A 26092-nucleotide genomic window follows, 5' to 3' on the forward strand; every position below is an offset into this window, starting at 1 on the left:
TCATTCCGGCTTGGCGTCGCCGAATACCGTCTTGCAGTCCACCCGGATCTGCTGGCGCGTGTCGCGCCAGTAGTACGTGCTGCAATGCCGGTTGCCGTCGACGGTCTTGTCCACGCCGACCGCATAGAACGACTGGAACACTTCGGTCCGGCTGACGGTGCCGTCCGCATTCCAGTCCATGTCTTCCTGCTGGATGCCCTGGGTGATCGCGATGCCGGCGTACCAGGCGTAGCCCAGCCACGCCAGCACGATCAGTACCAGCACCAGCAGCGCCTTGCGGCGGCGGGTGAACCGGCCGCGCAGGATCATGCGGCGATACGCCGGATGATGGCGCCCAGCGAGGACAGCTTCTCTTCGATGTTCTCGTAGCCGCGGTCCAGGTGGTAGATGCGGTCGATGGTGGTGTCACCCTCGGCCATCAGGCCGGCCAGGATCAGCGAGGCCGACGCGCGCAGATCGGTCGCCATCACCGGCGCGCCGCTGAGCTGCTCGGCACCACGCACGATCGCGGTGTGGCCTTCGACCTGGATGTCCGCGCCCAGGCGCAGCAGCTCGTTGACGTGCATGAAACGGTTCTCGAAGATCGTTTCGTTGATCACGCCCACGCCGTCGGCCACGCAGTTGAGCGCCATGAACTGCGCCTGCATGTCGGTGGGGAATGCCGGGTACGGCGCGGTGGTCAGGTTGACCGCGCGCGGGCGCTTGCCGCCCATGTCCAGGGTGATGCTGTCTTCGGTGGTCTCGATGTGCGCACCGGCCTCCACCAGCTTGGCCAGCACCGCATCCATGGTGTTCGGGCGGGCACGGTTGACCGTGACCTTGCCGCCGGTCATCGCCGCGGCGACCAGGAAGGTGCCGGTCTCGATGCGGTCGGGCAGCACTTCATGACGGCCACCGGACAGCTTCTCCACGCCTTCGATCACCAGGCGGGCAGTGCCCAGCCCTTCGATCTTCGCGCCGAGCGCGATCAGGCAGTGCGCCAGGTCGGTGACTTCCGGCTCCATTGCGGCGTTGTCCAGCACGGTGGTGCCTTCGGCCAGCACGGCGGCCATCAGCACGTTCTCGGTGCCGGTGACGCTGACCATGTCGAAGGTGAAGTGGGCACCCTTCAGGCGCTTGGCCTGGGCCTTGATGAAGCCGTTTTCGACGGTGATTTCCGCCCCGAGGGCCTGCAGCCCCTTGATGTGCTGGTCGACCGGACGCGAGCCGATCGCGCAGCCGCCCGGCAGCGACACTTCAGCCGCACCGAAGCGGGCCAGCAGCGGGCCGAGCACCAGGATCGAGGCGCGCATGGTCTTGACCAGCTCGTACGGGGCCACGTGCTGATTGACCGGACGCGGGTCGACCACGATCGCGCTGCCGCGCGAGAGGGTGCCCTGGTCGATGGTGACCTTGGCGCCCAGCTCACCGAGCAGCTTCACGGTGGTGACCACGTCGTGCAGGTGCGGCACGTTGGTGATCTCCACCGGCGCATCGGCCAGCAGGGTCGCGCACAGGATGGGGAGGACAGCGTTCTTGGCGCCGGAAATGTTCACTTCACCGTGCAGCGGCTTGCCGCCGGTCACTACGATCTTGGCCATGGAATCTACTTGGAATGAGGTAGAGCCGACCGTCGGTCGGCGGATGTAATCGGGGGTAGAACCGACCGCGGGTCGGCTGATCCAATCATTGGGCTGACTAACCCGCTTCGGCCGGGGTGACGGTCTTCAGCGCCAGCGCGTGGATCGCCCCGCCCATCAGATCGCCCAGGGTCGCATAGACCATGCGGTGGCGCGCCAGCGGCATTTTGCCGGCAAAGGCGTCGCAGACCACGGTGGCCTCGAAGTGCACGCCGTCGTCACCCTGCACGTCCGCGCGGGCGCCAGGCAGGCCGGTTTCGATCAGATTGCGGATGGTCTCGGCGTCCAACGGGCTTTCCTAATAAAATGAGCGCTCATTCTACTCTTCCACGTGGCGCTCGCATGGCTGTCTCGCCCCAACTCCCCCATCCGGCCGACGCTGCGGCACTGGTCGCCAGCGGCCGCCGCGTGTTCGAGATCGAGCGCGATGCGCTGGGCGCGGTCGCCGAGCGGCTGGGCGAAGCGTTCAGCCAGGCCTGCCAGCTGGTCCTGCAGAGCAAGGGCCGCGTGGTCGCCACCGGCATGGGCAAGTCCGGCCATGTCGCCCGCAAGATTGCCGCCACCCTGGCCTCGACCGGCACCCCGGCCTTCTACGTGCACCCCGGTGAAGCCGGGCATGGCGATCTGGGCATGATCACCGAGGCCGACGTGGTGCTGGCGCTGTCCTATTCAGGTGAGTCCGATGAGCTGCTGATGCTGCTGCCGGTGCTCAAGCGCCAGGGCAACCGCCTGATCGCCATGACCGGCCGCCCGCAGTCCAGCCTGGCCACCGCCGCCGACGTTCATTTGGATGTCAGCGTGCCGGCCGAGGCCTGCCCGCTGGCGCTCGCCCCGACCTCCAGCACCACCGCCTCGTTGGCCATGGGTGACGCACTGGCCGTGGCCCTGCTCGATGCCCGCGGCTTCACCGCCGACGATTTCGCCCGCTCGCACCCGGCCGGCAGCCTGGGCCGCCGCCTGCTGCTGCACATCACCGATGTGATGCACAGCGGCGATGAACTGCCGCGCGTGGATGTCAACGCCAGCCTGAGCGAGGCCCTGGTGGAGATGAGCCGCAAGCGCCTGGGCATGACCGCCGTCGTGGATGCCGACAACCACCTGATCGGTCTGTTCACCGACGGCGATCTGCGCCGCGCCCTGGATACCGATCTGGACGTGCGCAGCGCGCGGATCGCCGATGTAATGACCCATGGCCCGCGCACCATCGGTGCCGATCAGCTCGCGGCCGAAGCGGCGCAGCTGATGGAAGCCCACAAGATCAATGGCTTGATGGTGGTCGATGCCGAAGGACACCTCGTCGGCGCGCTCAACATTCATGACCTGTTGCGGGCCCGGGTGGTTTAAACCACAGTTGCCTTCCTCCATTCAGTTGAGCTGCCCCAGACGATGCCCTACTCCCCGTTGCCCGGTTTCCCGTCCCACCTGCATGCCGCCGCCGGCCGTATCCGGCTGGCCTGCTTCGACGTGGACGGCACGCTCACCGACGGTCGGCTCTACTACGACAAGGACGGCAACGAGAGCAAGGCGTATTACGTGCAGGACGGACTCGGCCTGAAACTGCTGCAACACCACGGTATCCACCCGGTGCTGATCACCGCACGCAACAGCCAATCCGCGCTCAAGCGCGGCGCGGACCTGGGCATCGATACCCAGATCGCGGTCGGCGACAAGCTGGCCAGCGTCAAGGCGCTGTGCGGTCAGCACGGCATCGGCCTGGACCAGGTGGCCTTCATGGGTGACGACCTGCCCGATCTCGGCCCGCTGTGCGCGGTCGGCCTGGCGGTTGCGCCGGCCAATGCCCACCCCTGGATCGCCGAGCGCGTGCACTGGCAGACCCGCAGTGACGGCGGCAAGGGCGCGGCGCGGGAGCTGTGCGACGTGCTGCTGGCCGCGCAGGGCCATGTGGATGCGGTGCTGGCGAGGTTCGGCGCATGAACGTACGTACCGCCATCGGGGGCCTGCTGCTGGTCGCCGCACTGTTGACCGGCTGGCTGGCCCTGCACCATCGCGACAAGGCCCCCGCGGCCGAAGGCGAGGATGCCACCAAGGATTACGTGCTGCATGATTTCCAGATCGTGGCGTTGGACGAACAGGGCAAGGAATCCACCACCCTGCGCGCCCCGCTGCTGGAGCGTGCGCGCAGCGATGAAACGATGACCCTGACCACGCCCGTGTTCCTGCTGCCCGACCAGGACGGCAATCACTGGGAAATGCGTGGCGACAGCGGCTGGGTCAGCGCCAAGGGCGACCAGCTCAAGCTCATCGGCAACGTCAGCGGCGACAGCCCCAAGGTCGCCGGTGCACCACCCACCACCTTCCGCACCGATCACCTGGACGTGTTCCCGAAAGAGAACCGTGCCAAGACCGATGCCCGGGTCACCATGACCCGCCCGGGCCTGTCGCAGACAGGGGTCGGCTTCGAAGCCGACATGAAAACCCGGCAGTACAAACTCCTTTCACAGGTCAAGACCCGCTATGAACCGAACGCTGCCCGCTAAGCTCGCGCTGCTCGCCCTGCTGCTGCCCGGCATGGCGCTGGCCAAGTCATCCGACCGCAACCAGCCGATGAATCTGGAATCCAACAGCAACGACTGCAACCTGACCGATGATGCGGGCAAGTGCACGTTCACCGGCAACGTGGTGATCACCCAGGGCACCCTGGTGATCCACGCCGCCAACGCCGATCTGTTCCGCAAGAACGGCGATATCGAACGCGTCGTGCTGACCGGCAAGCAGGCCACGCTGGAACAGGAAATGGATGACGGCTCCAAGATGAATGCCTGGGCCGACAACATGGATTACAACGTCAACAGCGAAGTGATCATCCTCACCGGCAACTACAAGGTCGAGTCGCCGCGCGGCACCAACAGCGGCCAGAAGATGACCTACAACACGCGCACCGGCAACATGCAGAGCGGTGGTGACGGCACGCGCGTGCGCACGGTGATCCAGCCCAAGGCCAAGGGCGCAGCACCGGCCACCCCGGCCGCCAAGCCGGCGGCGCCTGCGGCCAAGCCCGCCGCCGGGAGCAAGAAGTAATGCTCGTCGCCAAAGGCCTGCGCAAGCGCTACAAGCAGCGTGAAGTCGTCAAGGATTTCGGGCTGACCCTGGAGGCCGGTGAAGTGGTCGGCCTGCTCGGCCCCAACGGAGCCGGCAAGACCACCTGCTTCTACATGATCGTCGGCCTGGTCGAGACCGATGCGGGCAGCATCGTGCTGGACGGCAAGGACATCACCAGCGACCCGATGTACACCCGCGCCAAGCAGGGCGTGGGCTACCTGCCGCAGGAACCCTCGGTGTTCCGCAAGCTGACCGTGGCCGACAACCTGCGCCTGGTGCTGGAGCTGCGCGACGATCTGGACAAGGCCGGCCGCGAAAAGGAACTGGCCAGCCTGCTGGACGAACTGCAGATCAACCACGTGGCCGACCAGCTCGGTGCCAGCCTCTCCGGTGGTGAGCGCCGCCGCTGTGAAATCGCCCGCGCGCTGGCCGCCAAACCGCGCCTGATCCTGCTCGATGAACCGTTCGCCGGTGTCGACCCGATCTCGGTCGGTGAAATCCAGCGCATCGTCACCCATCTCAAGCAGCGCGGGATCGGGGTGCTGATCACCGACCACAATGTCCGCGAAACCTTGGGAATCTGCGACCGCGCGTATATCCTCAACGAGGGCAGCGTGCTGGCACAGGGCGCGCCGGACGAGATCCTGGCCAACGCCGACGTCCGCCGCGTCTACCTTGGGGAAACCTTCAAGCTCTGATCCAGCGGCCGCCGCAACGCCTTCCTTCCGTTCGGCACAGGCATGAAAGCACGGCTGCAGACATCGATGGGGCAACACCTGGTCATGACGCCGCAACTGCGTCAGGCGATCAAGCTGTTGCAGATGTCCAGCGCCGAGCTGGAGCTGGAAATCAACGAGGCGGTGGAGACCAACCCGCTGCTGGACTGGGCCGAGAACGCTGAACCGGCGCTCGAGGCCAGTCCCGGCGAGGACACGCCCCCGCCCGCCCCCACCGATACCCATGCCGATGGCGAGCATCAGGTCTCGGCCAGCGATGACTGGTCGCCCGGCGAAGGCGACTGGACCAGCGGCAGCAGTGGCGGCTCCTTCGACGATGACGACAACGGCAGCGCCGCCGAGCGCGTGGCCGAGACCGAATCGTTGGCTGACCATCTGCTCTGGCAGCTGCATCTGTCGCACCTGTCGGCCCGTGACCGCAGCATCGGCGCGGCCCTGATCGATGCCTTCGAAGAAGACGGTTACCTGCGCGAGCCCTTGGCGACCATCGCCGAGACCCTGCGCCCGGCCATCCAGGCCGACGAGGCTGAAATCCTGACCGTGCTGCACCAGATCCAGCGCTTCGACCCGGTCGGGGTCGGTGCGCGCTCCCTGGGCGAATGCCTGGACCTGCAGTTGCTGGTACTGCCCGCGCAGACCCCGGGGCTGGCGCTGGCCCGGCGCATCGCCGATGGCCCGCTGGAGCGCCTGCCTCGCAGCGGTGTGGCCGGCATCGCCCACGAGCTGCGCGAGCCACTGGCCGAGGTCGAGGTCGCGGTGCAGCTGCTGCGCTCGCTGGACCCGCGCCCGGGCGCCCAGATCGGCGAGCTCTCCCACGACAGCTATGTGGTGCCCGACTGCGTGGTCTGGCGCCAGAACGGTGTCTGGCGTGCCGCCCTGGCCGGCCATGCCGGGCCCAAGGTTGTCATCCACCGCGGCTACGAGCAGCTGATCCGCCGCTGCGGGGAGGCCGACGCCGGCTACATGCGCGCCCACCTGCAGGAAGCACGCTGGCTGCTCAAGGGCCTGGAGGCCCGCGGCGAGACCCTGCTGCGGGTGATGCGCTGCCTGCTCGACCAGCAGGCCGCCTTCCTGGAGTTCGGCGAACAGGCGCTGCGCCCACTGACCCTGCGTGAAGTGGCCGGTGAGCTCGGCCTGCACGAATCCACCATTTCACGCGCGATCGCCCGCAAGTACGTGCGCACCCCGCGCGGCACCCTGCCGCTGCGCGCGTTCTTCGCCTCCGGCATCGATACCGACAGCGGCGGCGAAGCCTCCAGCACCGCCATCCAGGCGATGCTGCGCCGGCTGATCGACGACGAGAACCCGCGCAAGCCGCTTTCTGACGCCAAGCTGGCTGACCTGCTCAAAACCTCGGGAATACCGGTGGCGCGACGCACCGTGGCGAAGTATCGTGAAGCCATGAACATTTCCGCCTCGCACGAAAGGGTAAGAATCGTCTGACGCTCCACCGCGCCCGGCGGGAAGGTTCATTGGCACATCCGAACAAAGGAGAAACCCGATGCACATCGAGACGTTTGGCAAGGACCACCTTGAGATCACCCCGGCTCTGAACGAGTACGTGGAGACCAAGCTGGAACGGCTGAGGAAGCACTTCGACCAGCACTGCGAGGTTCGCGTGCAACTGTCGATCCGCAAGCCGGAGCACCATGCCGATGCGAGTGTGAATGTTCCCGGGCAGACTCTGCACGCGGACGCCAGCGGCCCCACCATGTATGCCGCGATCGACATCCTGGCCGACAAGCTCGACCGCCTGGTCATCAAGCACAAAGAGAAAAAGCAGCAGCACGCACCGCAACCGCTGCCGGTGGGCGACAATGAGGGCTGATGCCCTCGTTTCCACCCCGACATGCCTCTGACTGATCTTCTGGCGGCCGTCCGCACGCAAGTGCTGCCGGCCGCCGATCGCGACAGCGTGCTGAAGGCCGCAGCCCGTCTGCTGGCCTGCCGCGAAGCCAACGCCGAGCTGCTGTACCAGAACCTGTGCCAGCGCGAGACGCTGGGCAGCACCGCCATCGGCCACGGCATCGCCATTCCACACGGTCGTGCTCCCCTGCTTGAACGCCCCCGCGGCGCCCTGCTGCGGCTGGAATCGCCGGTGGAATTCGGCGGCGATGAACCGGTCGACCTGGTTTTCGCGATTGCCGTCCCTGCGCACTACACCCATCAACACCTGATGCTGCTCTCCGAGCTGGCCGAGCTGTTCTCCGAGCCGGCCATCCGCCAGGCGCTGCGCGAAGCGCGCGACGGCGACGCGTTGCGTCGGGTCATCGAATTCCCCCCGCCGGCGAGTGCCGCATGAATACCAGCATCACCGCGCGCGAACTGTTCGAACAGCAGCGTGACCGCCTGAGCCTGCGCTGGGTCGCCGGCCAGCAGGGCGAGCGCCGTGAGCTGGAGGCCGGCAACAAGGTCTCTCGCCGCCCCTCGCTGGCCGGCTACCTCAACGCGATCTACCCCAACAAAGTGCAGATCCTGGGGACGGAGGAACTGTCCTGGCTGGACTCGCTGGACTCACGCCAGCGCTGGGAGACCATCGAGCGGATCATGCAGTCCCATCCGCTGGCGCTGGTGATCACCCGCAACCAGTCCTGCCCGGAAGACCTGCGCGCCGCCGCGGACGAATCGCAGACCCCGCTGTGGATTTCACCCAAACGCGGCCACGAACTGCTCAACCACCTGTCCTACCACCTGGCGCGCACGCTGGCGCCGCGGGTGATCCTGCATGGCGTATTCATGGAGATCTATTCCATCGGCGTGCTGATCACCGGGGAAGCCGGCTCGGGCAAGAGCGAGCTGGCGCTGGAGCTGCTCAGCCGTGGCCACCGCCTGGTCGCCGACGATGCCCCCGAGTTCACCCAGATCGCCCCGGACGTGCTCGACGGCACCTGTCCGGAGCTGCTGCAGGACCTGCTGGAAGTCCGCGGCCTGGGCGTGCTCAACGTGCGCGAGATGTTCGGTGACACGGCGGTAAAGAAGAACAAGTACCTTCGGCTGATCGTCCACCTGACCAAGCCGATGACCGAACCCACCCCCTACGGCTATGAACGCCTGACCGGCGACTCGGGTACCCGCCACGTGCTGGACCTGGATGTGCCGCTGATCACCCTGCCGGTGATGCCCGGCCGCAACCTGGCCGTGCTGACCGAAGCCGCCACGCGCCTGCACATCCTGCGGACCAAGGGCATCGACCCGGCCGCGATGTTCATCGCCCGCCACAGCAATATGTTGGAACGCCGCACGCCATGACCACACCCGCCCCCGCCTCCGCCCCGACCGCCGCCACCCTGATCATCGTCAGTGGCCTGTCCGGGTCCGGCAAGACGGTCGCGCTGAAGACCTTCGAAGACCTCGATTACTACTGCTCGGACAACCTGCCGATCGACCTGCTGCCCGATTTCGTGCGCAGCCTGCTCGGTGATCCGGGCCGCGAGGCGCCGCGCCGGCTGGCGGTCGGCATCGACGTGCGCGCGCAGAGTGACCTGACCCAGCTCTCGCACTGGCGCGAAGATGCCAAGGCGGCCGGCCTGGATGCGCAGCTGCTGTTCTTCGATGCCACCGATGAAACCCTGCTCAAGCGCTACGCCGACACCCGCCGCCGGCATCCGCTGAGCCAGCTCGGGTTGTCGCTGCCCGAAGCGATCGCCCGCGAGCGCGAACTCACCGCGCCGCTGCGCGCCGCCGCCGATGCGGTGATCGACACCAGCCACCTCAACGTGCACCAGCTGCGCCGCAAGGTGGTGACCGAGTTCGCGCTGGCCCACGGCAACAAGCTCTCGCTGCTGTTCGAATCGTTCGCCTACAAGCGCGGCGTGCCGGCCGAAGCGGACTTCGTGTTCGACGTGCGCGTGCTGCCCAATCCGCATTGGGACCCGGAGCTGCGCCCGCTGTCCGGCCGCGATGCCGGCGTGCGCGAGCACCTGGACGAACAGCCCGATGTGCAGCGCTACGCCGGCCAGCTGGTCGATTTCCTGGATACCTGGCTGCCGCGGCTGGGCAATGACACCCGCAGCTATGTGACCGTCGCCTTCGGCTGCACCGGCGGCAAGCACCGCTCGGTGTACATGGCCGAGCGCATGGCCCGCCATGCCCGTGACCAGGGCTGGCCGGAAGTGGCCACTTTCCACCGCGAACTGGACTGAAAACGGCACTGCCGGCGGCGGCCGGCATCGACACGCTGAACCGCGGAACACAGCAGTCTTTCACGCGTGCTATCGCCAATTCATGTTGACCTGTTAACGTTCGGGAATGACCTGTGGCATTCTCCTCGTAACTCATCCCGGTGTCGGCACGGCCCTGCTGGACGTGGCGACCCGTCTGCTGCGGCACCTGCCGCTGAAGACCGAAGCTTTCGAAGTACCGTTCGACGCAGATATGGACGTCCTGCTCCCGCTCGCCTCGGCCGCTTTGCGCCGGGTGGACAGTGGCCAGGGCGTGCTGATCCTGACCGACCTGTACGGCGCCAGCCCCAGCAATCTGGCCGGGCAACTGGCTCGTCTGGGCACCCCGGCACGCCGGGTTTCGGCGCTGAGCCTGCCGATGTTGATGCGAGTGATGAATTATCCGGAACAGGGACTGGATCAACTGCCTGCCACAGCCGCGGCAGGCACTCGCAATGGAGCGATTGTCGACGATGCTTGAACGTGAACTCACTGTTTCCAACCGCCTGGGCCTGCATGCCCGCGCCACTGCCAAGCTGGTGCAGGAGCTGGCGCCCTTCCGCTGCAACGTGACCATGGCCGCCAAAGGCCGTGAGATCAATGCCAAGAGCATCATGGGCGTCATGCTGCTGGCCGCCGGCCAGGGCACCCCGGTCACCGTGCGCATCGAGGGCGAAGACGAAGCCGCCGCGATGGACGCGGTGGTCGCCCTGTTCGAACGGCGTTTCGACGAGGACAACTGAGCATGGGGGGGCAGCCGCGATCGGGATCCTCCGCACCGGCCCGGACCGCGTCCGGGGCGATGCTGTTGTCCGGCCACGGTGCCTCGCGCGGTAACGCCCTCGGCCGTGCCCGGGTGCGCCTGCCGCATGCCCTGGAAGTGGCCGAGCAGCGCATTGCGCCGGCCAAGATCGAGGCCGAGCTGGAGCGCCTGCACGTGGCCGTGGAAGCGGCCCGTGGCGAAATGCACGAGCTGCGCCAGCGCCTGCATGGCGCGCTCAACCAGGAGGTCGGCGAATTCCTCGATCTGCATGCCCTGCTGCTGGATGACCCCGAGCTGCTGTTCGGCCTGGACGAACTGATCCGCAGTGGCCCCTACAGCGCCGGCTACGCCTTGCGCGTGCAGCGCGATCGGCTGGCCAAGGTCTTCGATGGCATGGACGATGCCTACCTGAAGAGCCGCATGGACGATCTGGACCATGTGATCGGGCGCATCCATGCGTTCCTGCAGAAGCGCCCGCCGGACGTCAAAGGCATGGCCGGCGAGATCCTGATCTGCGACAACATCGCCCCCTCCGAGCTGGCCCAGCTGCAGGCCCACGGCGTGGTCGGCATCGTCACCGCCGGGGGCAGCGCGCTTTCCCACAGCGCGATCCTGGCGCGCAGCCTGCACCTGCCGTTGATCGTCAACGTCCCCAACGTGCTGCAGAAGGTGGCCGACGGCGACGTACTGATCATGGACGGCAGCGATGGCACGGTCACCATCAACCCCCACGCACAGGACCTGCGTGACTACCGCGTGCGCCTGCGCGAGCACGCGCGCGAGCAGCGCGAACTCGGGCGCCTGCGCACCAAACCCAGCCGCACCCGCGACAACGTCGATATCGCCCTGCTCGCCAATGCCGAGTCCAGCGAAGACGTCACCCAGGCGCATGCGCTGGGCGCGCACGGGCTGGGCCTGTACCGCACCGAATTCCTGTTCCTGCAGCGCAACGAGCTGCCGGACGAGCAGGAGCAGTTCGAAACCTACCGCGATGCCGCCCTCGGCATGAGCGGGCGGCCGGTCACCATCCGCACCCTGGATCTGGGCGCGGACAAGGCCGACCGCACCGGGCTGACCCTGAGCAACGAAGAAAACCCGGCGCTGGGCCTGCGTGGCGTGCGCCTGTCGCTGGCGCGGCCGAAGGTGGCCGACACCCAGCTGCGCGCAATCCTGCGCGCCTCGGCCTACGGCAAGCTGCGCATCCTGATCCCGATGGTGAGCACCCGCGAGGAAATCCTTGCGGTCCGCCGGCGCCTGGCCAGGCAGGCCGAGCTGCTGCGCGCGGAAGGCCACGAGGTGGCCGAGCACATCCCGTTCGGCGCGATGATCGAAGTACCGGCCGCGGCGATCGCGCTGGAAAGCTTCATCGATCTGGTCGACTTCCTCTCGATCGGCACCAACGATCTGGTCCAGTACCTGCTCGCCGCCGACCGCAACAACGAGGCGGTCGGCGAGCTGTACTCGCCGCTGCACCCGGCGGTAGTGCGCCTGCTCGCGCACATCCTGCGCACCGGCCAGGCGTACAACATTCCGGTGGCGGTCTGCGGCGAGATCGCCGGCGACCCGTTGATGACCCGCCTGCTGCTGGCCCTGGGCCTGACGGAATTCAGCCTGCACCCGGGCACCCTGCTGGAAGTGCGCCGCGCGGTGCGCGAGAGCGATCTGTCGGTGCTGCAGGCAATGGCACCCAAGCTGCTGCAGGCACGCGACCGCCGCGGTATCGAACGCTGGATCGAGAAGGCGAGCCTGGCGACGGCATGACGGTTGCCATCGCCTACGGTGATGGCCTACCGGATTGACATGTAAGCGCGCGATAATGACGCGGTGACCACCGCCCATGCCGCATCCTCTACCGGATAGCGGCCTTTTCTTTTTCCGCAGGAGCTGCGCATGGCCGAAGCCGTACGCCACGACAAGACGGCGCGCCAGCTGCGGCTGTTGTCCGATGCACTGGACAGCGGGCGGTTGGGTCCGGTCCGTCGATTGGTCAACACCCTGGCGCCGGCGGAAATCGGCAACCTGCTCGAATCGCTGCCCCCGGGCAAGCGCGAGATTGTCTGGGGCCTGGTCGATCCGGAAGACGACGGCGAGGTGCTGGTCCACGTCGGCGAGGAAGTGCGCGAAAGCCTGCTGGCCGACATGGACCCGGACGAGATCATCGCCGCGGTCGAAGACCTGGACATCGATGACCTTGCCGATCTGGTCGAAGACCTGCCGGACACGGTCATCGATGAAGTGCTCAAGTCGATGGACCGCGAGAACCGCGAGCGGCTCGAGCAGGTGCTGTCGTATCCCGAGGACAGCGCCGGCCGCCTGATGAACCCGGACGTGGTGACCGTGCGCGCCGACGTCAATGTCGATGTGGTGCTGCGCTACCTGCGCCTGCGCGGCGAACTGCCCGACCACACCGATCACCTGTTCGTGGTCAGCCGCCGCCATCAGTACCTGGGCCGCCTGTCGCTGGCCGCGTTGGTGACGCACGAAGACAACACCCCGATCAACCGCCTGATCGATGACGAGCAGCCGGCGATCGATGTCGGCGAGAGCGCCGATGAAGTCGCGCGCCAGTTCTCCGATCATGACTGGGTCTCTGCCCCGGTGGTGGACGACAACAACATCCTGCTCGGCCGCATCACCATCGATGACGTGGTCGACATCATCCGGTCGCAGGCCGAGCACCAGGCGCTGGGCGCCGCCGGCCTGGACGAAGAAGAAGATCTGTTCTCGCCGATCAAGCGCGCCGTGCGCGGCCGCGTGGTCTGGCTGGGCATCAACCTGTGCACTGCGTTCCTGGCGGCCAGCGTGATCGGCCAGTTCGAGCTGACCCTGCAGAAAGTGGTGGCGCTGGCCGTGCTGATGCCGATCGTGGCCGGCGTGGGCGGCAATGCCGCCGTGCAGGTGCTGACCCTGATGGTGCGTGGCATCGCGCTGGGCCAGGTCGGCCAGAGCAACGCACGCATCCTGCTGTGGAAGGAATCGCGGGTCGCGCTGATCAACGGCACCCTGATCGGCACCGTGGTCGGCATCATCGCCTACCTCTGGTTCCACAGCTTCCTGCTCTCGCTGGTGATCACGATGGCGCTGATCATCAACTTCTGCGCCGCGGCCCTGGCCGGCGTCCTGCTGCCGCTGCTGCTCAAGCGCATGAACGTGGATCCGGCCGTGGCCGGTACCGTGGTGGTCACCGCCGTCACCGACGTCATGGGCTTCTTCAGCTTCCTCGGCCTGGCCAGCCTGATCCTGCTGCATTGACCCTGGACCCCGCATGGCCCTGACCCTCGACAACTACTTCCAGCCCGGCTGGCGCGACGCGACCTATACCTGCGCCGCCTGCGAATGGCAGGGCAGCGCGCGGCAGATGCCGATGGAACTGCACGAAGACGAAGCCCAGTTCGACTGCCCGCAGTGCGAGAACCCGATCCTGCTGGTGGTCCACCCCAGCCTGGCGCAGGTGCAGGCGGCCGCCGCCGACGGTCACCCCGAGGCGATCGAACAGCTGGACATCCTCGCCGCGGCACCGCGCCCGCACTGATGCACTGCAAGATGCTCGGGCGCACCACCGGGCCTAGACTGAAAACGATTTCAATCAGGGCACGACAATGGCACGACGTTGGGGTGGATGGCTGCTGTGGGCGGTGGCGATGATGACGGTGGCCGGCTGTGCGAGCACCCCGGCTGGCTCCGGTGGCCAGTTCGTCGGCCGTGCGGTGAAAGTGGATGGGCAGACCGCGTATTACCAGGTATTCGTGCCGCGCAACGCCGCCGCCTCACGCGGCGAACTGCCGGTGGTGCTGTTCCTGCATGGCTCCGGTGAGCGTGGCCGAGACGGCCGCCGCCAGACCCAGGCCGGGCTGGGGCCGTACCTGCGCCAGCACGCCGCCACCTTCCCCGCGCTGGTCGTGCTGCCGCAGACGCCGGATGACCAGGAATGGTCGGGCGAGAACAACCGCATCGCGCTGGCCGCACTGGATGCCGCCATCGCCGAATTCGGCGCTGATCCGCGGCGGCAGTACCTGACCGGCATGTCGATGGGCGGCTACGGCAGCTGGAACATCGCGCTGGACGCGCCACAGCGCTTCGCCGCGATCGTGCCGGTGTGCGGCGCGGTGCTGGCCCCGCGCGCGGTGCGCCCCACCCTGTTCGTCGAGGATGTCGCCCACGAGGCCGATCCGTACGCCGCCATTGCCCAGCGCCTGCGCGACGTCCCGATCTGGATGTTCCATGGCGCGCTGGACGACGTGGTGCCGCCGGACGACGACCGCAAGCTGCACGCCGCGTTCCAGCAGGCCGGCGCGAAGGATGTGCGTTACACCGAGTACCCCGAAGGAAACCACAACGCCTGGGACGCCACCTATGCCGATGCGGCGATGTGGGCGTGGCTGTTCGCGCAGAAGCGATGATGGGCATTTTCGGTAGTGCCGGCCGCTGGCCGGCTCCGCAGAAATTCTGACAGCGTCAAGTAGTGCCGGCCGCTGGCCGGCTCTGCAGAAATCCTCGCAGCTTCAGGTAGTGCCGGCCGCTGGCCGGCTCTGCAACATTCCGTCATCGCGCCATGCTGTTCGTGATCGCAGACGCTCCGTGGAGCCGGCCAGCGGCCGGCACTACCCCGTCACGTTGTGGGTCATGCAGAGCCGGCCAGCGGCCGGCACTACGCTCTCGTGGTATTCCGCGATAAGCGCTTGCGGCCTTGCCCGACACCGCGGGCCTGCGGAATCAATGACGATGCACCATGAGTTCTTCTCGGCTACGCGCAGGGCGCTGTTCGATTCCAGGGCAGACCTACGTCCTTACGATGGTCTGCCACAACCGTCGGCGTTGGTTTGATGATCCCGACGTTTCCGCGATCGCGATGTTCGGCCTGAAGGAAATGGACGAACGTGGATATGCACGATCCCTTGCCTGGGTCGTCATGCCCGACCATCTGCACTGGTTGGTGGAACTGGAAGCTAAGCCACTTGCCGATATCGCTCGACGCTTGAAATCATCGACTGCGTTGGCGATCAATCGATCGCTGGGTCGTGGTGGTTCGTTCTGGCAAGCCGGTTACCACGATCACGCCGTGCGTTGCGACGAGTCGCTGCATCGGCATGCCCTTTACATCCTCGGCAATCCGATCCGTGCAGGGCTTTCAGAGCAGATCGGAGACTACCCGTACGCATGGACCCTATGGCCTCATGACCGGTAGTGCCGGCCGCTGGCCGGCTCCGCAACTCATGCGCATCGACCAACGGTCGATGCCTACCGTGGGCCGAGACGTCTTATCCCAACAACGTCTCCAGCACCGCCATGCGCACGGCGACGCCGTTGGCGACCTGGCGCAGCACCCACGACTGCGGGCCATCGGCCACTTCGTCGGTGACTTCCACGCCGCGGTTGATCGGGCCCGGGTGCAACACGGCGGCATCGGTGCCGGCACGCTTCAAGCGCGCGGCATCCAGGCCGTACTGCGCGTGGTACTGCTCCAGCGAGGGCACCAGGCCTTCCTCCATGCGCTCGCGCTGCAGGCGCAGCATCATCAGCGCGTCGACGCCTTCCAGCATGGCGTCGAAATCCTGACCAACGATGCAGCCCTTGAGGGTGTCATCATCCGGCAGCAGCGACTGCGGGCCGCACACGCGGATCTCGCCGACGCCCAGCGTGCGCAAGGCATGCAGGTCGGTGCGGGCCACGCGCGAGTGCTTCACGTCGCCGACGATGATCACCTTCATCTTCGAGAAATCACTGCCCTTGGCCTGGCGCAGGGTCAGCATGTCCAGCAGGCCCTGGGTGGGATGCGAACTGCGGCCATCACCGGCGTTGACCAGGGCGGTGCCCTCGCCTGCCGCCGCGGCCAGCGCCGCCACCGCGCCATCATCGGGATGCCGCACCACGAAACCGCGCACACCCATCGCCTCCAGGTTCTTCAGCGTGTCGCAGGCGGTCTCGCCCTTGCGCGTGGACGAGGTGGAGGCGTCGAAGTTCAGCACGTCCGCGCCCAGCCGCTGCGCGGCCAGCTGGAATGAGCTGCGGGTGCGCGTGGACGGTTCGAAGAACAGCGTGCAGACCGCCGAACCACCGAGCACGTGACGCTTGTTGCCGACCCGGCCAACGGCCGCATCGCGGATCTGGCCGGCGCGGTCGAGCAGCTGCAGCAGGGTTTCGCGGGGCAGACCTTCCAGGGTCAGCAGGTGGCGCAGGCGTCCATCGGAATCGAGTTGCGAGGCGGTCATGGGCAGGGTCTGAGGGTCAGGAAACGGGGGTGGCGTCATCCGGGCAGGAGAGCCAGCGTTCGATGATCACCGCCGCGGCCACTGCATCGAGTGCAGCGGCATCGCGGCGGCGTTTGCGGCCTTCGGCGCGCTCGACCGCGAACCGGCGTGCCGCCTCGACCGAGCTGGAACGCTCGTCGACCAGCACCACCGGCAGTTTGAATCGTTCCCGCAGCTGGCGGGCAAAGCCCTGCGCACGCTTGCGGTTGGGCTGGTCCTGGCCGTCCAGGGTCAGCGGATCGCCAACCACCAGGCCGTCCGGCCGCCACTCTTTGATCAGGCGCTCCACCGCGGTCCAGTCCGGGCCGTTGCCGTGGACATCGACCACCGCGATCGCACGCGCATGGGTGCCGAACGAACTGCCGATGGCCACGCCGATGCGGCGCGAACCGACGTCGAAGCCGAGCACCGTGCCATCACGGCGGATGGTCGGCGGCGCGGGCGCGGCGGGCGCTGGCGTGGCCGGCTCAGACATGGCCGCTGTAATCGGTGAGGCGGAACAGGTCCACGCCGATACGTGCCGCCGCACCCTGCCAACGCTGTTCGAACGGGGTGCTGAACAACAACTCGGCATCGGCCGGCACGGCCAGCCAGCTGTTCTCGGCCAGCTCGGATTCCAGCTGCCCCTCGCTCCAGCCGGCGCAGCCCAGGGTGACCAGCGCGTTGCGCGGGCCCTCGCCACGGGCCATGGCTTCAAGGATGTCGCGCGAGGTGGTGAGGAACACGCCCTCGCCCACGGCCAGGCTGGAATCCCAGCTGCGCGCATCGTCATGGATCACGAAGCCGCGCTCGGGATGCACCGGGCCGCCGTTGAGCACGATCTGGCCAGGCAGCGTGTCGCTGGTGGTGGTGATCTCCATCTGGGCCAGCACCTCGCCGAGGGTGTACTCGGAGGGCTGGTTGACCAGCACGCCCATGGCGCCGTTCTCGTCGTGCTGGCAGATCAGCGCCACGGTACGGGCAAAGGTGGGGTCGGTCAGCGACGGCAGCGCGACCAGCAGGTGGTGGGCAAGCGAAGTGGACAGTTCAGACATGGCCCCATTCTAGCCGCTGGCCGTGATGTGCGCTTTCGCGCTGACATAATGCAGGCCTGCGCGCGTGCCCCGGCCCGCATGCCTGATCCGCCATCGCAAGGAGCTGCACGTGTCCGGTTACTGCCTCATCGCCCCCGGCCATCCGGTCCACGGCCACTACCACGACCACGAATACGGCTTCCCGCAGCGCGAGGAGCGCGAGCTGTTCGAGCGCCTGATCCTGGAGATCAACCAGGCCGGGCTGAGCTGGGAAACGATCCTGAAGAAGCGTGAGGGCTTCCGCGCCGCCTATGACGGTTTCGACGTGGACACGGTGGCCGCCTATGGCGAGCGCGACATCGAGCGCCTGCTCAACGACGCCCGCATCATCCGCAACCGGCTCAAGGTGCACGCGGCGGTCCACAACGCCCAGGTGATCCAGCAGCTGCGGGCCAGCCACGGCAGTTTCGCCGGCTGGCTGGATGCCCACCATCCGCTGGACAAGGCCGGCTGGGTGAAGCTGTTCAAGAAGACCTTCCGCTTTACCGGCGGGGAGATCACCGGCGAGTTCCTCATGAGCCTGGGCTACCTGCCCGGCGCGCACCGCCCGGACTGCCCGGTGTTCAAGCGCATCGACACGCTCAAGCCGGCCTGGCGCCGGAAGTGACGCACCCCGTCGTGCGGGCTGCGCTGCTCGCTGCCCTGAGCCTGCCCCCGCTGGCTGCAGCAAGCGATCTGGACGGCGTGCTGGAGCGCCTGCGCGCGGAGATCGCCGCAGTGCCCGCCGATGATCCGGCCCCGATCGATACCGTGCTGGCCCGCTACCGCGACGAGACGGGGATCGACCTGCAGATTCCGGTGGCCGGCGACAGCGATGCGCCGCTGCCCGCGCTGGTGCGCCCGGCCAACGTCACCCCGGCGGAGTGGGACGCGGTGACCCGCTACCTGCGCGAGACGGATGCCCAGCACACCGTGCCGGTGGAGATGGGCGAGCTGTCGCTCTCCCTGCTCGATCTGGATGGCGACGGCCAGCGTGACCTGGTGCAGAGCGCCTACAGCGGCGGCACCGGTCTGTACACGCAGGTGGACATGCTGCGGCGGGATCCACAACACGGCTTCGTGGTGCCGACCTCCCTGGATCCGCAGCGCCCCTGGGCGCAGGGCCAATACGGCCTCAGCGGGCGTGGCAGCGATCAGGGGCTGTACTGGCTGCGCATCGACGGGGTCAGCTACATCGCCTACCGCGATGGCGACTACTACGGCGATACCCTGCTGCTGAACCGGCCGTTGTCCGCCGACCCGCGCGAGCGCAGCCCCACGGTGCAGTTGAAGGTGCGCTATGGCCGCGAGCATCGGCTGGCCGATCCGGTGATACATGTCGACGGCGAACCGCTGGACGCGTACGCCACGGCGATCGCGGCCGACCGGCGCCTGCTCAAGCACATTGAGCGCCTGCTGGCCGCGCTGACCCTCGATGGCGACGGCGTGGCGCACTTTGGCGACGCGCAGGCGCGTTGCCCGGTGCCCCCCGGCACCGATCCGGGCGAGGCCGAGATCTGGCCGTGGCGCGGCGCCGGCAGCTACACCTTCGATACTGCCGCTGACACCGTGATCCGCTCGGGGAAGCAGTGCTACAGCGCCACGCTCATTGCCCTGCGCAGCAGCTATGCCGGCGACCATGCGCTGTGCTGCCAGCTGTGGTTGTACCGCGGCCCTGGCGAGCAGGTGGCCACGCTGGACCTGCGCAGCCGCCGCTGGGTCTCCGGCGTCACCGTCGTGCCGGTGCCGCCGCAGGGGGAATGACCGGGCGTCAGACGCCCATGTAGCGGCCCGGGCGGTGGTTGAACATCAGCACCAGGCTGAGCACCACCGCACCGATCGCCGAGTACATCACCTTGGATGGGGACAGCACCGAGAACGCCACGCACATCAGCAGCGTGTCGAACGACATCTGTACCTTGCCGGCGCTCCAGCCGCGGGTGCGCTGCAGGTACACCGCCAGGATGCCGATGCCGCCCAGGCTGGCCCGGTGGCGGATGTAGAACAGGATGCCCAAGCCGGCCAGCGCCCCGCCCACGATCGCCGAGTACAGCGAGCTCATGTGGGCGAAATCGGCCCAGCGCGGCAGCAGGTCGGTCAGCACGCCGCAGGCGGTGACCGCCGCGAAGGTCTTCAGGGTGAATTCCCAGCCCATGCGGCGCACGGCCACCCAGTAGAACGGCAGGTTGACCAGGACGAACACCAGGCCGAAGTTCCAGCCGAAGGTGTAGTGGGCCAGGAAGGCCAGCCCGGCCATGCCGCCGATCATCAGCCCGCCCTTGGCGAAGATCGCCAGGCCGAGCGAGGCCACCAGGGTCGCCAGGACCATGCCTTGCACGTCCTCGGCCACCGAATGGCGCAGCGCCTTCTGATCGGCCACGGTGCCGGCACTGTCCGGAGGCGGGGTCAGCGGGCCTGCGGTGACCAGGTGGCCGTCAGCGTCGTCGCACGGCGCGGGGCCATGGGAATCAAGGGACATGGGGGTGGGGGGTGTGACGTGGGGAGCGGTATTAGACACGATCGGCGTGACAGTTGCTGGGGAGATTGATTCAGCGGACTGTTCTTCACGCCCCCGCCTCGTGGCCTTGGGCTGTCTGTGCCCGGCAAGACGCGAACGCACGGCCACCTTTCATGCCGGCTGAACACCCTGTCGACGCAGCATGCACGGGTAGCACCCGCACCGCCCATCCCTCCCCCCAGGAGTTCCGTGCCATGCCCTACGTCACCACCGCCGACAAGACCGAGATCTTCTACAAAGACTGGGGCAAGGGTCAGCCCCTCGTGTTCCATCACGGCTGGCCGCTCAGCGCCGATGACTGGGACACCCAGCTGCAGTTCTTCCTGCTTCAGGGCTATCGCGTGATCGCGCACGACCGCCGCGGCCATGGCCGCTCCTCGCAGACCAGCGGCGGGCATGAGATGGACACCTACGCCGCCGACGTCAACGCGCTGGCCGATCATCTGGACCTGCGCGATGCGATCCACATCGGCCATTCCACCGGGGGTGGCGAAGTCGCGCACTATGTGGCGCAGGCCAAGCCCGGGCGCGTCGCCAAGGCCGTGCTGATCGGTGCGGTGCCGCCGATCATGGTCAAGAGCGAGGCCAACCCGGGCGGCACGCCGAAGGAGGTCTTCGATGGCTTCCGCCAGGCACTGGCCGCGGGCCGTGCGGCGTTCTACCGCGACGTGCCGATTCCGTTCTACGGCTTCAACCGCGAGGGCACGCCGCCGCAGCAGGGCATCGTCGACAACTGGTGGCGGCAAGGCATGATGGGCGCGATCAACGCGCACTACGATTGCATCAAAGCCTTCTCGGAAACCGACTTCACCGACGACCTGAAAAAGATCGACGTGCCAGTGCTGATCCTGCATGGCGATGACGATCAGATCGTGCCGATCGCGGATTCAGCGGAGCTGGCGATCAAGCTCCTCAAGCACGGTACGTTGAAGGTCTACAAAGGCTTTCCGCACGGCATGTGCACGACGCACGCGGACGTGATCAATGCGGATCTGTTGGCCTTCATTCGCGGGTGAGGCGTGTGCCGACCCACGGTCGGCACCTACCCGGGATGCGTTGCACCGGTAGCGCACGACCGTGGGTCGTGCGCTACCACCGCCCCGCTCAGCGCGCGACCAGCTTCTGCCGCTCGGCGCTGTAGCGATCGCCGACGATGGCGACACTGTCCAGCGCCGCACCGATCTGCTGCAGCTCCGCATCGCTCAACACCACGGCCGCCGCGCCCAGGTTTTCCTTCAGGCGGTGCAGCTTGGTCGTGCCGGGAATCGGCACGATCCACGGCTTGCGCGCCAGCAACCAGGCCAAGGCGATCTGGGCCGGCGTCGCGCCCTTGTCGGCGGCGATTGCGGTGATGCGATCCACCAACGCCTGATTGGCCTGGCGCGCTTGGGCCGCAAACCGCGGCACGCTGTTGCGGAAGTCGTCGGCGGCGAACGCGGTGTCGGCGTTGATCGCGCCGGTCAGGAAGCCCTTGCCGAGCGGACTGAACGGCACAAAGCCAATGCCCAGTTCCTCCAGTACCGGCAGCACACTCTGCTCCGGTTCGCGCCACCACAGCGAGTACTCGCTCTGCAGGGCGGCCACCGGCTGCACCGCGTGCGCGCGGCGGACGGTATCGGCACCGGCCTCGGACAGCCCGAAGTGCTTCACCTTGCCTTCGGCGATGAGGTCCTTGACCGTGCCGGCCACGTCCTCGATCGGCACGTTCGGGTCCACCCGGTGCTGGTAGAACAGGTCGATGCGGTCGGTCTTCAGGCGCACCAAGCTGGCCTCGGCCACCGCGCGGATACGCGCGGGGCGACTGTCCAGGCCGGCGTCGGCATGGCCATCCTTGAAGCCGAACTTGGTGGCGATCACCAGTTGGTCGCGGAACGGGGCCAGCGCCTCGCCGAGCAGTTCCTCGTTCAAGAAGGGTCCGTAGGCTTCGGCCGTATCGAAGAAGGTCACGCCCTGCTCGACGGCGGCGCGCAGCAGCGCGATCGCCTCGGTGCGGTCGGTGGCCGGGCCATAGCCGTAGCTCAACCCCATGCAGCCCAGGCCGAGGGCCGAAACCCGCAGGCCGCTGCGGCCGAGTTCACGTGTCTGCATGGGGGTACTCCTGCCGGTGGGACCGGCATCATGGGGACAGCCACGATAGCCCTGTCGGCGGCGAAGATTGGATGCCGCGCAGTGCTGTCGGTGATGAGCGTGGCTCATCAATGCTCACCGATACGCCGAGGCCTACCGTGTGGCGCCCTGCACGAAGGTGCCGACCAATGCGATCAGCAGGAGGAGCCCGCCGAAGATAACCACCAGGATGTGCCACACACCGAAGCGGTCATACGCCCGCATGTCCATGCCCTCGTCGTGGTGGTAGCGGCGCAGCAGGCTGTTGACCGGCAGCAGCGGAACGAAGCTGAACAATGCGAACAGCCACAGGGCGTTGGGAAAGCGGCTGGAGAAATTGAGCAGAAAGTAGGCGACACCGAGCAGCCCCGGTGCGAACGCCAGCGGGCGACGATGATTGCTGGCGGCGTTGCGCAGATCGCTGAAACACAGGAACGACCAGAGCGGCGAGAACAACGCACGCGCCCACGGCCACTGATCGCCGCCGGTTTCACGTTTGATCGCCCGCCAGTTGCGCCAGAACCAGTACACCGGATAGATGCCCAGCGTGGTCAGCGACAACGCCGCGATCTTCAGCGTGGGTGGCGAGTAATACGGTGCGACATCGGTGGCGGCAAAGGTCGCCGCCGGCAGTACGGGAGAAGCCGTCGGCGCGGTCGCCGGCGCGCGATACGGATCGTGCATGTCCATATGCCCATCACCTGATGCGTTGATACCGGCGAGGTGCCGGCGCCCCCTGCAGCCCGGTTGCCCGGGACGGCGCGACTATCGCAGCGTCGCGCCGCCTGTTGAAGCCCCCTGTGTCAGCGGACTTCCGAAATCTCCACCCCGTCCAGGCCCTGCGACAGCGTGCGTGCATCGCCACCCTGCGAGAGCTTGATGCGCAGGCGCACTTCGTTCTGCGAATCGGCGTAGCGCAGTGCGTCTTCGTAACTGATTTCGCCGGCCTGGTACAGCTCGAACAGGCTCTGATCGAAGGTCCGCATCCCAAGCTGCACCGAGTCCTTCATGACTTCCTTGAGCTTGTGGATCTCGCCGTCGCGGATGTAATCCTGCACCAGCGGCGTGCCGAGCATGATCTCCATCGCGACCTTGCGCGATTTGCCATCCGGCGAGGGAATCAGCTGCTGGGCGACCACGCCCTTGAGGTTCAGCGAGAGATCCATCAGCAACTGGTTGCGGCGGTCCTCCGGAAAGAAGTTGATGATGCGATCCATCGCCTGGTTGGCGTTGTTGGCATGCAGCGTGCACAGCACCAGGTGGCCGGTTTCAGCGAAGGCGATGGCGTGGTCCATGCCCTCGCGGGTGCGCACCTCGCCGATCATGATCACGTCCGGCGCCTGGCGCAGGGTGTTCTTCAGCGCCGCTTCCCAGCTGTCGGTATCGATGCCCACTTCGCGCTGGGTGATGATGCAGCCCTCGTGCTTGTGAACGAATTCGATCGGGTCTTCGATGGTGATGATGTGCCCGGTCGAGTTGTGGTTGCGGTAGCCGATCATCGCCGCCAGCGAGGTCGATTTACCGGTACCGGTCGCGCCGACGAACAGGATGATGCCGCGCTTGGTCATCGCCAGCGTCTTGATGATCGGCGGCAGGCTGAGCTCTTCCACGGTGGGAATGCGCGTCTCGATCCGGCGCAGCACCATGCCGACCTGGTTGCGCTGGTAGAAGCAGCTCACGCGGAAGCGGCCGACACCGGACAGGCCGATGGCGAAATTGCATTCGTGGGTCTTTTCAAACTCTTCGCGCTGCGCCGGCGTCATCACGTTCAACACCAGGTCGCGGCTCTGCTGCGGCGTCAACGGTGTCTGGGTGATCGGCGAGATCTTGCCGTTGACCTTGATCGCCGGGGGCATGCCCGCGGTGATGAACAGGTCCGACGCCTTCTGGTGCGCCATCAGCTTGAGGAACGAGGTGAAGTCGATGGTGGTGGTGCTCATCGCGGTGTACTCCGAAGGTTTTCAGGAGCCGGCCAGCGGCCGGCACTACCACTATTCGAAAATCCGCTTGTCCTTGGCGTACTCGCGCGCCTGGTTGCGGGTGATCAGGCTGCGCTTGACCAGATCCTGCAGGTGCTGGTCCAGGGTCATCATGCCCATCTGCTGGCCGGTCTGGATCGCCGAGTACATCTGCGCGACCTTGTCCTCGCGGATCAGGTTGCGGATGGCCGGGGTGCCCACCATGATTTCCCAGGCGGCCGTACGCCCCCCCCCCACCTTTTTCAGCAGCGCCTGCGAGATCACCGCGCGCAGCGACTCGGACAGCATCGAGCGCACCATCGGCTTTTCGCCGGCGGGGAACACGTCGATGATGCGGTCGATGGTCTTGGCGGCCGAGCTGGTGTGCAGCGTGCCGAACACCAGATGGCCGGTTTCGGCGGCGGTCAATGCCAGCCGGATGGTTTCCAGATCGCGCAGTTCGCCGACCAGGATGATGTCCGGGTCTTCGCGCAGGGCCGAACGCAGCGCTTCGTTGAAGCCGTGCGTGTCGCGATGCACTTCGCGCTGGTTGATCAGGCACTTCTGCGAGGTGTGCACGAATTCGATCGGATCCTCGACGGTGAGGATGTGGCCGTATTCGTTCTTGTTGATGTGGTCGATCATCGCCGCCAGCGTGGTCGACTTGCCCGAACCGGTCGGGCCGGTGACCAGGATCAGGCCCTGCGGCTGATCGATCAGCTCACGGAAGATCGGCGGGCAGGCCAGGTCTTCCAGCGTGAGCACCTCGGAGGGAATGGTACGGAACACCGCACCCGCGCCGCGGTTCTGGTTGAAGGCATTGACTCGGAAGCGCGCCAGCGAGGGAATCTCGAACGAGAAATCGACCTCGAGGAATTCTTCGTAATCGCGGCGCTGCTTGTCCGACATGATGTCGTACACCAGCGCGTGGACCTGCTTGTGGTCCAGGGCCGGAATATTGATGCGACGGACATCGCCGTCAACGCGGATCATCGGCGGCAGGCCGGCCGACAGATGAAGATCCGACGCTTTGTTCTTTACAGAAAACGCCAATAGTTCGGCGATATCCATGCGCTGCTACTCCCCATGACTGCTGCGACTGGAAGGTTCTTTCCCCGGGCGGCAGTATAGAGCGAGATGTGCACAATACGCTCCAGCCCCTGATCCACCGGACCCGCCGTGACCATCCAGACCCTGCCTGCCATCCTGACGAACCTGCACAACGCGGCGGTGGCCGCCGGGCGGCCAGATCCGGTCCTGCTGGCGGTCTCCAAGACGCAGCCGGCCGAGGCCGTGCAGGCCCTGGCCGCGCAGGGCCAGCGCGCCTTCGGGGAGAACTACGTGCAGGAGGCGCTGACCAAGATCGAGGCCTTGGCGGCGCTGGGCCTGGAATGGCACCTGATCGGGCACCTGCAGTCCAACAAGGCCGAGCTGGCTGCCCGCCATTTCGACTGGGTGCAGAGCGTGGACCGGCCCAAGCTGGTCACCGCGCTGGCCACGCACCGCCTACCCGGCCGGCCGCCGCTGAACGTGCTGATCCAGGTCAACATCGATGACGAGGACAGCAAGCACGGCTGCGCGCCGGAAGACATCGATACCCTCGCCGCCGCCATCGCCGCGGCGCCGCAGCTGCGCCTGCGCGGGCTGATGGCGATCCCCGCGCCCTGGCCGGACGCCGAGCGTCGCCAGGCCGCCTTCACCCGCATGGCCGCGCTGTTCGCCACACTGGCCGCAGCGCATCCGCACGTGGATACGCTGTCGATGGGCATGAGCAGCGATTACCCTGAGGCCATCGCCCACGGCGCCACCCTGGTCCGCATCGGCACCGCGCTGTTCGGCGCCCGCCCGCGACCGGCCTGAGCGCCCCGCCC

32 protein-coding genes are annotated in these 26092 nt (G+C 67.0%); 21 read left to right on the forward strand and 11 right to left on the reverse strand.

Annotated features, from left to right (window positions below):
• The 3 genes from AC1DIQ_RS16470 to AC1DIQ_RS16480 form a co-directional block, all read right to left on the reverse strand.
• A complete protein-coding gene (locus AC1DIQ_RS16470) occupies positions 1-309 on the reverse strand; it encodes an EF-hand domain-containing protein (protein WP_152153538.1) in 309 nt (102 codons plus the stop codon).
• Positions 306-1580 carry a UDP-N-acetylglucosamine 1-carboxyvinyltransferase gene (murA, locus tag AC1DIQ_RS16475; RefSeq protein ID WP_478050428.1) on the reverse strand — a complete coding sequence of 425 codons (1275 nt, stop codon included), beginning with the start codon at positions 1578-1580 and terminating at the stop codon, positions 306-308. The genes AC1DIQ_RS16470 and murA overlap by 4 nt, the downstream gene beginning before the upstream one ends.
• Positions 1581-1677: 97 nt before the next feature.
• Entirely contained in the window at positions 1678-1908 is a 231-nt protein-coding gene (locus AC1DIQ_RS16480; protein ID WP_088432818.1) for a BolA family protein, read from the reverse strand.
• 53 nt (positions 1909-1961) lie between these two features.
• Here AC1DIQ_RS16480 and AC1DIQ_RS16485 point away from each other — a divergent pair, with 53 nt between their 5' ends.
• The 17 genes from AC1DIQ_RS16485 (at position 1962) to AC1DIQ_RS16565 (ending at position 15524) form a co-directional block, all read left to right on the forward strand.
• Positions 1962-2963 (forward strand): KpsF/GutQ family sugar-phosphate isomerase, encoded by a 1002-nt coding sequence (locus AC1DIQ_RS16485; protein WP_121043154.1) that lies wholly within the window; start codon positions 1962-1964, stop codon positions 2961-2963.
• A gap of 42 nt (positions 2964-3005) precedes the next feature.
• Positions 3006-3554: a KdsC family phosphatase gene (locus tag AC1DIQ_RS16490; protein ID WP_152153542.1), complete on the forward strand. Its 549-nt coding sequence runs from the start codon at positions 3006-3008 to the stop codon at positions 3552-3554.
• Positions 3551-4117, forward strand: a complete 567-nt coding sequence (lptC, locus tag AC1DIQ_RS16495; protein WP_121043149.1) for an LPS export ABC transporter periplasmic protein LptC — start codon at positions 3551-3553, stop codon at positions 4115-4117. The genes AC1DIQ_RS16490 and lptC overlap by 4 nt, the downstream gene beginning before the upstream one ends.
• A complete protein-coding gene (lptA, locus tag AC1DIQ_RS16500) occupies positions 4095-4658 on the forward strand; it encodes a lipopolysaccharide transport periplasmic protein LptA (protein WP_121043147.1) in 564 nt (187 codons plus the stop codon). Before lptC ends, lptA begins: the two co-directional genes overlap by 23 nt.
• Complete coding sequence (gene lptB / locus AC1DIQ_RS16505) at positions 4658-5377, forward strand: LPS export ABC transporter ATP-binding protein (protein WP_121043145.1); 720 nt, start codon at positions 4658-4660, stop codon at positions 5375-5377. Before lptA ends, lptB begins: the two co-directional genes overlap by 1 nt.
• A gap of 42 nt (positions 5378-5419) precedes the next feature.
• On the forward strand, positions 5420-6859 hold the full coding sequence (locus tag AC1DIQ_RS16510; protein WP_121043143.1) for an RNA polymerase factor sigma-54: 1440 nt from the start codon (positions 5420-5422) through the stop codon (positions 6857-6859).
• Between the two features lie 58 nt (positions 6860-6917).
• Positions 6918-7244 (forward strand): ribosome hibernation-promoting factor, HPF/YfiA family, encoded by a 327-nt coding sequence (gene hpf / locus AC1DIQ_RS16515; RefSeq protein WP_046274055.1) that lies wholly within the window; start codon positions 6918-6920, stop codon positions 7242-7244.
• Between the two features lie 21 nt (positions 7245-7265).
• Positions 7266-7718 (forward strand): PTS sugar transporter subunit IIA, encoded by a 453-nt coding sequence (locus tag AC1DIQ_RS16520; RefSeq protein ID WP_088432825.1) that lies wholly within the window; start codon positions 7266-7268, stop codon positions 7716-7718.
• A complete protein-coding gene (hprK, locus tag AC1DIQ_RS16525) occupies positions 7715-8665 on the forward strand; it encodes an HPr(Ser) kinase/phosphatase (protein WP_019185403.1) in 951 nt (316 codons plus the stop codon). The genes AC1DIQ_RS16520 and hprK overlap by 4 nt, the downstream gene beginning before the upstream one ends.
• Positions 8662-9558, forward strand: a complete 897-nt coding sequence (rapZ, locus tag AC1DIQ_RS16530) for an RNase adapter RapZ (protein ID WP_183073811.1) — start codon at positions 8662-8664, stop codon at positions 9556-9558. Before hprK ends, rapZ begins: the two co-directional genes overlap by 4 nt.
• Before the next feature lie 106 nt (positions 9559-9664).
• Positions 9665-10057, forward strand: a complete 393-nt coding sequence (locus tag AC1DIQ_RS16535) for a PTS sugar transporter subunit IIA (protein WP_019185401.1) — start codon at positions 9665-9667, stop codon at positions 10055-10057.
• Complete coding sequence (locus AC1DIQ_RS16540; protein WP_088432826.1) at positions 10050-10319, forward strand: HPr family phosphocarrier protein; 270 nt, start codon at positions 10050-10052, stop codon at positions 10317-10319. The genes AC1DIQ_RS16535 and AC1DIQ_RS16540 overlap by 8 nt, the downstream gene beginning before the upstream one ends.
• A 59-nt stretch (positions 10320-10378) precedes the next feature.
• Entirely contained in the window at positions 10379-12100 is a 1722-nt protein-coding gene (ptsP, locus tag AC1DIQ_RS16545) for a phosphoenolpyruvate--protein phosphotransferase (RefSeq protein WP_478050429.1), read from the forward strand.
• Positions 12101-12229: 129 nt separating this feature from the next.
• Positions 12230-13591: a magnesium transporter gene (mgtE, locus tag AC1DIQ_RS16550; RefSeq protein WP_088432828.1), complete on the forward strand. Its 1362-nt coding sequence runs from the start codon at positions 12230-12232 to the stop codon at positions 13589-13591.
• 13 nt (positions 13592-13604) lie between these two features.
• Positions 13605-13871, forward strand: coding sequence for a hypothetical protein (locus AC1DIQ_RS16555; RefSeq protein ID WP_152153549.1), 267 nt, complete (start codon positions 13605-13607; stop codon positions 13869-13871).
• Positions 13872-13938: 67 nt separating this feature from the next.
• Positions 13939-14739 carry a carboxylesterase family protein gene (locus tag AC1DIQ_RS16560; protein ID WP_121043132.1) on the forward strand — a complete coding sequence of 267 codons (801 nt, stop codon included), beginning with the start codon at positions 13939-13941 and terminating at the stop codon, positions 14737-14739.
• Positions 14740-15068: 329 nt separating this feature from the next.
• Positions 15069-15524 (forward strand): REP-associated tyrosine transposase, encoded by a 456-nt coding sequence (locus tag AC1DIQ_RS16565; RefSeq protein WP_121043130.1) that lies wholly within the window; start codon positions 15069-15071, stop codon positions 15522-15524.
• A 73-nt stretch (positions 15525-15597) separates the two neighbouring features.
• Here AC1DIQ_RS16565 and AC1DIQ_RS16570 read toward each other — a convergent pair whose 3' ends face one another.
• Genes AC1DIQ_RS16570 through AC1DIQ_RS16580 form a run of 3 tightly spaced genes read right to left on the reverse strand, consistent with a single transcriptional unit; the run spans position 15598 to position 17621 of the window.
• The gene (locus AC1DIQ_RS16570; RefSeq protein WP_461770536.1) at positions 15598-16548 is read right to left on the reverse strand and encodes an aspartate carbamoyltransferase catalytic subunit; all 951 of its coding nucleotides are present in this window, start codon (positions 16546-16548) and stop codon (positions 15598-15600) included.
• 16 nt (positions 16549-16564) lie between these two features.
• On the reverse strand, positions 16565-17062 hold the full coding sequence (ruvX, locus tag AC1DIQ_RS16575) for a Holliday junction resolvase RuvX (protein WP_121043125.1): 498 nt from the start codon (positions 17060-17062) through the stop codon (positions 16565-16567).
• Positions 17055-17621 carry a YqgE/AlgH family protein gene (locus AC1DIQ_RS16580; protein ID WP_478050430.1) on the reverse strand — a complete coding sequence of 189 codons (567 nt, stop codon included), beginning with the start codon at positions 17619-17621 and terminating at the stop codon, positions 17055-17057. The genes ruvX and AC1DIQ_RS16580 overlap by 8 nt, the downstream gene beginning before the upstream one ends.
• A gap of 109 nt (positions 17622-17730) precedes the next feature.
• Here AC1DIQ_RS16580 and AC1DIQ_RS16585 point away from each other — a divergent pair, with 109 nt between their 5' ends.
• Together AC1DIQ_RS16585 and AC1DIQ_RS16590 are read left to right on the forward strand one after the other, a co-directional pair.
• On the forward strand, positions 17731-18267 hold the full coding sequence (locus AC1DIQ_RS16585; protein WP_121043121.1) for a DNA-3-methyladenine glycosylase I: 537 nt from the start codon (positions 17731-17733) through the stop codon (positions 18265-18267).
• A complete protein-coding gene (locus tag AC1DIQ_RS16590; RefSeq protein WP_461770538.1) occupies positions 18264-19403 on the forward strand; it encodes a hypothetical protein in 1140 nt (379 codons plus the stop codon). Before AC1DIQ_RS16585 ends, AC1DIQ_RS16590 begins: the two co-directional genes overlap by 4 nt.
• A 7-nt stretch (positions 19404-19410) precedes the next feature.
• Here AC1DIQ_RS16590 and AC1DIQ_RS16595 read toward each other — a convergent pair whose 3' ends face one another.
• Complete coding sequence (locus AC1DIQ_RS16595; protein ID WP_121043117.1) at positions 19411-20118, reverse strand: YitT family protein; 708 nt, start codon at positions 20116-20118, stop codon at positions 19411-19413.
• A gap of 233 nt (positions 20119-20351) precedes the next feature.
• Between AC1DIQ_RS16595 and AC1DIQ_RS16600 the strand changes: the two genes are divergently transcribed.
• Positions 20352-21173 carry an alpha/beta fold hydrolase gene (locus AC1DIQ_RS16600; RefSeq protein WP_282264213.1) on the forward strand — a complete coding sequence of 274 codons (822 nt, stop codon included), beginning with the start codon at positions 20352-20354 and terminating at the stop codon, positions 21171-21173.
• A gap of 88 nt (positions 21174-21261) precedes the next feature.
• Here AC1DIQ_RS16600 and AC1DIQ_RS16605 read toward each other — a convergent pair whose 3' ends face one another.
• From AC1DIQ_RS16605 to AC1DIQ_RS16620, 4 genes are all read right to left on the reverse strand, one after another.
• Positions 21262-22245, reverse strand: a complete 984-nt coding sequence (locus tag AC1DIQ_RS16605) for an aldo/keto reductase (RefSeq protein WP_478050431.1) — start codon at positions 22243-22245, stop codon at positions 21262-21264.
• A gap of 132 nt (positions 22246-22377) precedes the next feature.
• A complete protein-coding gene (locus tag AC1DIQ_RS16610) occupies positions 22378-22953 on the reverse strand; it encodes a hypothetical protein (protein ID WP_478050432.1) in 576 nt (191 codons plus the stop codon).
• A 113-nt stretch (positions 22954-23066) separates the two neighbouring features.
• A complete protein-coding gene (locus tag AC1DIQ_RS16615) occupies positions 23067-24203 on the reverse strand; it encodes a PilT/PilU family type 4a pilus ATPase (protein WP_121043108.1) in 1137 nt (378 codons plus the stop codon).
• 51 nt (positions 24204-24254) lie between these two features.
• The gene (locus AC1DIQ_RS16620; protein WP_019185385.1) at positions 24255-25292 is read right to left on the reverse strand and encodes a type IV pilus twitching motility protein PilT; all 1038 of its coding nucleotides are present in this window, start codon (positions 25290-25292) and stop codon (positions 24255-24257) included.
• 108 nt (positions 25293-25400) lie between these two features.
• Between AC1DIQ_RS16620 and AC1DIQ_RS16625 the strand changes: the two genes are divergently transcribed.
• Positions 25401-26081, forward strand: a complete 681-nt coding sequence (locus tag AC1DIQ_RS16625) for a YggS family pyridoxal phosphate-dependent enzyme (RefSeq protein ID WP_478050433.1) — start codon at positions 25401-25403, stop codon at positions 26079-26081.
• Positions 26082-26092: the final 11 nt, after the last annotated feature.

The sequence above is a fragment of the Stenotrophomonas sp. 05L413 genome, assembly GCF_056397945.1.

Coding starts and splice junctions, on each gene's coding strand:
- AC1DIQ_RS16470 (WP_152153538.1), bottom strand. CDS start 309: ATGATCCTGCGCGGCCGGTTCACCCGCCGCCGCAAGGCGCTGCTGGTG.
- murA (WP_478050428.1), bottom strand. CDS start 1,580: ATGGCCAAGATCGTAGTGACCGGCGGCAAGCCGCTGCACGGTGAAGTG.
- AC1DIQ_RS16485 (WP_121043154.1), top strand. CDS start 1,962: ATGGCTGTCTCGCCCCAACTCCCCCATCCGGCCGACGCTGCGGCACTG.
- AC1DIQ_RS16490 (WP_152153542.1), top strand. CDS start 3,006: ATGCCCTACTCCCCGTTGCCCGGTTTCCCGTCCCACCTGCATGCCGCC.
- lptC (WP_121043149.1), top strand. CDS start 3,551: ATGAACGTACGTACCGCCATCGGGGGCCTGCTGCTGGTCGCCGCACTG.
- lptA (WP_121043147.1), top strand. CDS start 4,095: ATGAACCGAACGCTGCCCGCTAAGCTCGCGCTGCTCGCCCTGCTGCTG.
- lptB (WP_121043145.1), top strand. CDS start 4,658: ATGCTCGTCGCCAAAGGCCTGCGCAAGCGCTACAAGCAGCGTGAAGTC.
- AC1DIQ_RS16510 (WP_121043143.1), top strand. CDS start 5,420: ATGAAAGCACGGCTGCAGACATCGATGGGGCAACACCTGGTCATGACG.
- hpf (WP_046274055.1), top strand. CDS start 6,918: ATGCACATCGAGACGTTTGGCAAGGACCACCTTGAGATCACCCCGGCT.
- AC1DIQ_RS16520 (WP_088432825.1), top strand. CDS start 7,266: ATGCCTCTGACTGATCTTCTGGCGGCCGTCCGCACGCAAGTGCTGCCG.
- hprK (WP_019185403.1), top strand. CDS start 7,715: ATGAATACCAGCATCACCGCGCGCGAACTGTTCGAACAGCAGCGTGAC.
- rapZ (WP_183073811.1), top strand. CDS start 8,662: ATGACCACACCCGCCCCCGCCTCCGCCCCGACCGCCGCCACCCTGATC.
- AC1DIQ_RS16535 (WP_019185401.1), top strand. CDS start 9,665: ATGACCTGTGGCATTCTCCTCGTAACTCATCCCGGTGTCGGCACGGCC.
- AC1DIQ_RS16540 (WP_088432826.1), top strand. CDS start 10,050: ATGCTTGAACGTGAACTCACTGTTTCCAACCGCCTGGGCCTGCATGCC.
- ptsP (WP_478050429.1), top strand. CDS start 10,379: ATGCTGTTGTCCGGCCACGGTGCCTCGCGCGGTAACGCCCTCGGCCGT.
- mgtE (WP_088432828.1), top strand. CDS start 12,230: ATGGCCGAAGCCGTACGCCACGACAAGACGGCGCGCCAGCTGCGGCTG.
- AC1DIQ_RS16555 (WP_152153549.1), top strand. CDS start 13,605: ATGGCCCTGACCCTCGACAACTACTTCCAGCCCGGCTGGCGCGACGCG.
- AC1DIQ_RS16560 (WP_121043132.1), top strand. CDS start 13,939: ATGGCACGACGTTGGGGTGGATGGCTGCTGTGGGCGGTGGCGATGATG.
- AC1DIQ_RS16565 (WP_121043130.1), top strand. CDS start 15,069: ATGAGTTCTTCTCGGCTACGCGCAGGGCGCTGTTCGATTCCAGGGCAG.
- AC1DIQ_RS16570 (WP_461770536.1), bottom strand. CDS start 16,548: ATGACCGCCTCGCAACTCGATTCCGATGGACGCCTGCGCCACCTGCTG.
- ruvX (WP_121043125.1), bottom strand. CDS start 17,062: ATGTCTGAGCCGGCCACGCCAGCGCCCGCCGCGCCCGCGCCGCCGACC.
- AC1DIQ_RS16580 (WP_478050430.1), bottom strand. CDS start 17,621: ATGTCTGAACTGTCCACTTCGCTTGCCCACCACCTGCTGGTCGCGCTG.
- AC1DIQ_RS16595 (WP_121043117.1), bottom strand. CDS start 20,118: ATGTCCCTTGATTCCCATGGCCCCGCGCCGTGCGACGACGCTGACGGC.
- AC1DIQ_RS16600 (WP_282264213.1), top strand. CDS start 20,352: ATGCCCTACGTCACCACCGCCGACAAGACCGAGATCTTCTACAAAGAC.
- AC1DIQ_RS16605 (WP_478050431.1), bottom strand. CDS start 22,245: ATGCAGACACGTGAACTCGGCCGCAGCGGCCTGCGGGTTTCGGCCCTC.
- AC1DIQ_RS16610 (WP_478050432.1), bottom strand. CDS start 22,953: ATGGACATGCACGATCCGTATCGCGCGCCGGCGACCGCGCCGACGGCT.
- AC1DIQ_RS16615 (WP_121043108.1), bottom strand. CDS start 24,203: ATGAGCACCACCACCATCGACTTCACCTCGTTCCTCAAGCTGATGGCG.
- AC1DIQ_RS16620 (WP_019185385.1), bottom strand. CDS start 25,292: ATGGATATCGCCGAACTATTGGCGTTTTCTGTAAAGAACAAAGCGTCG.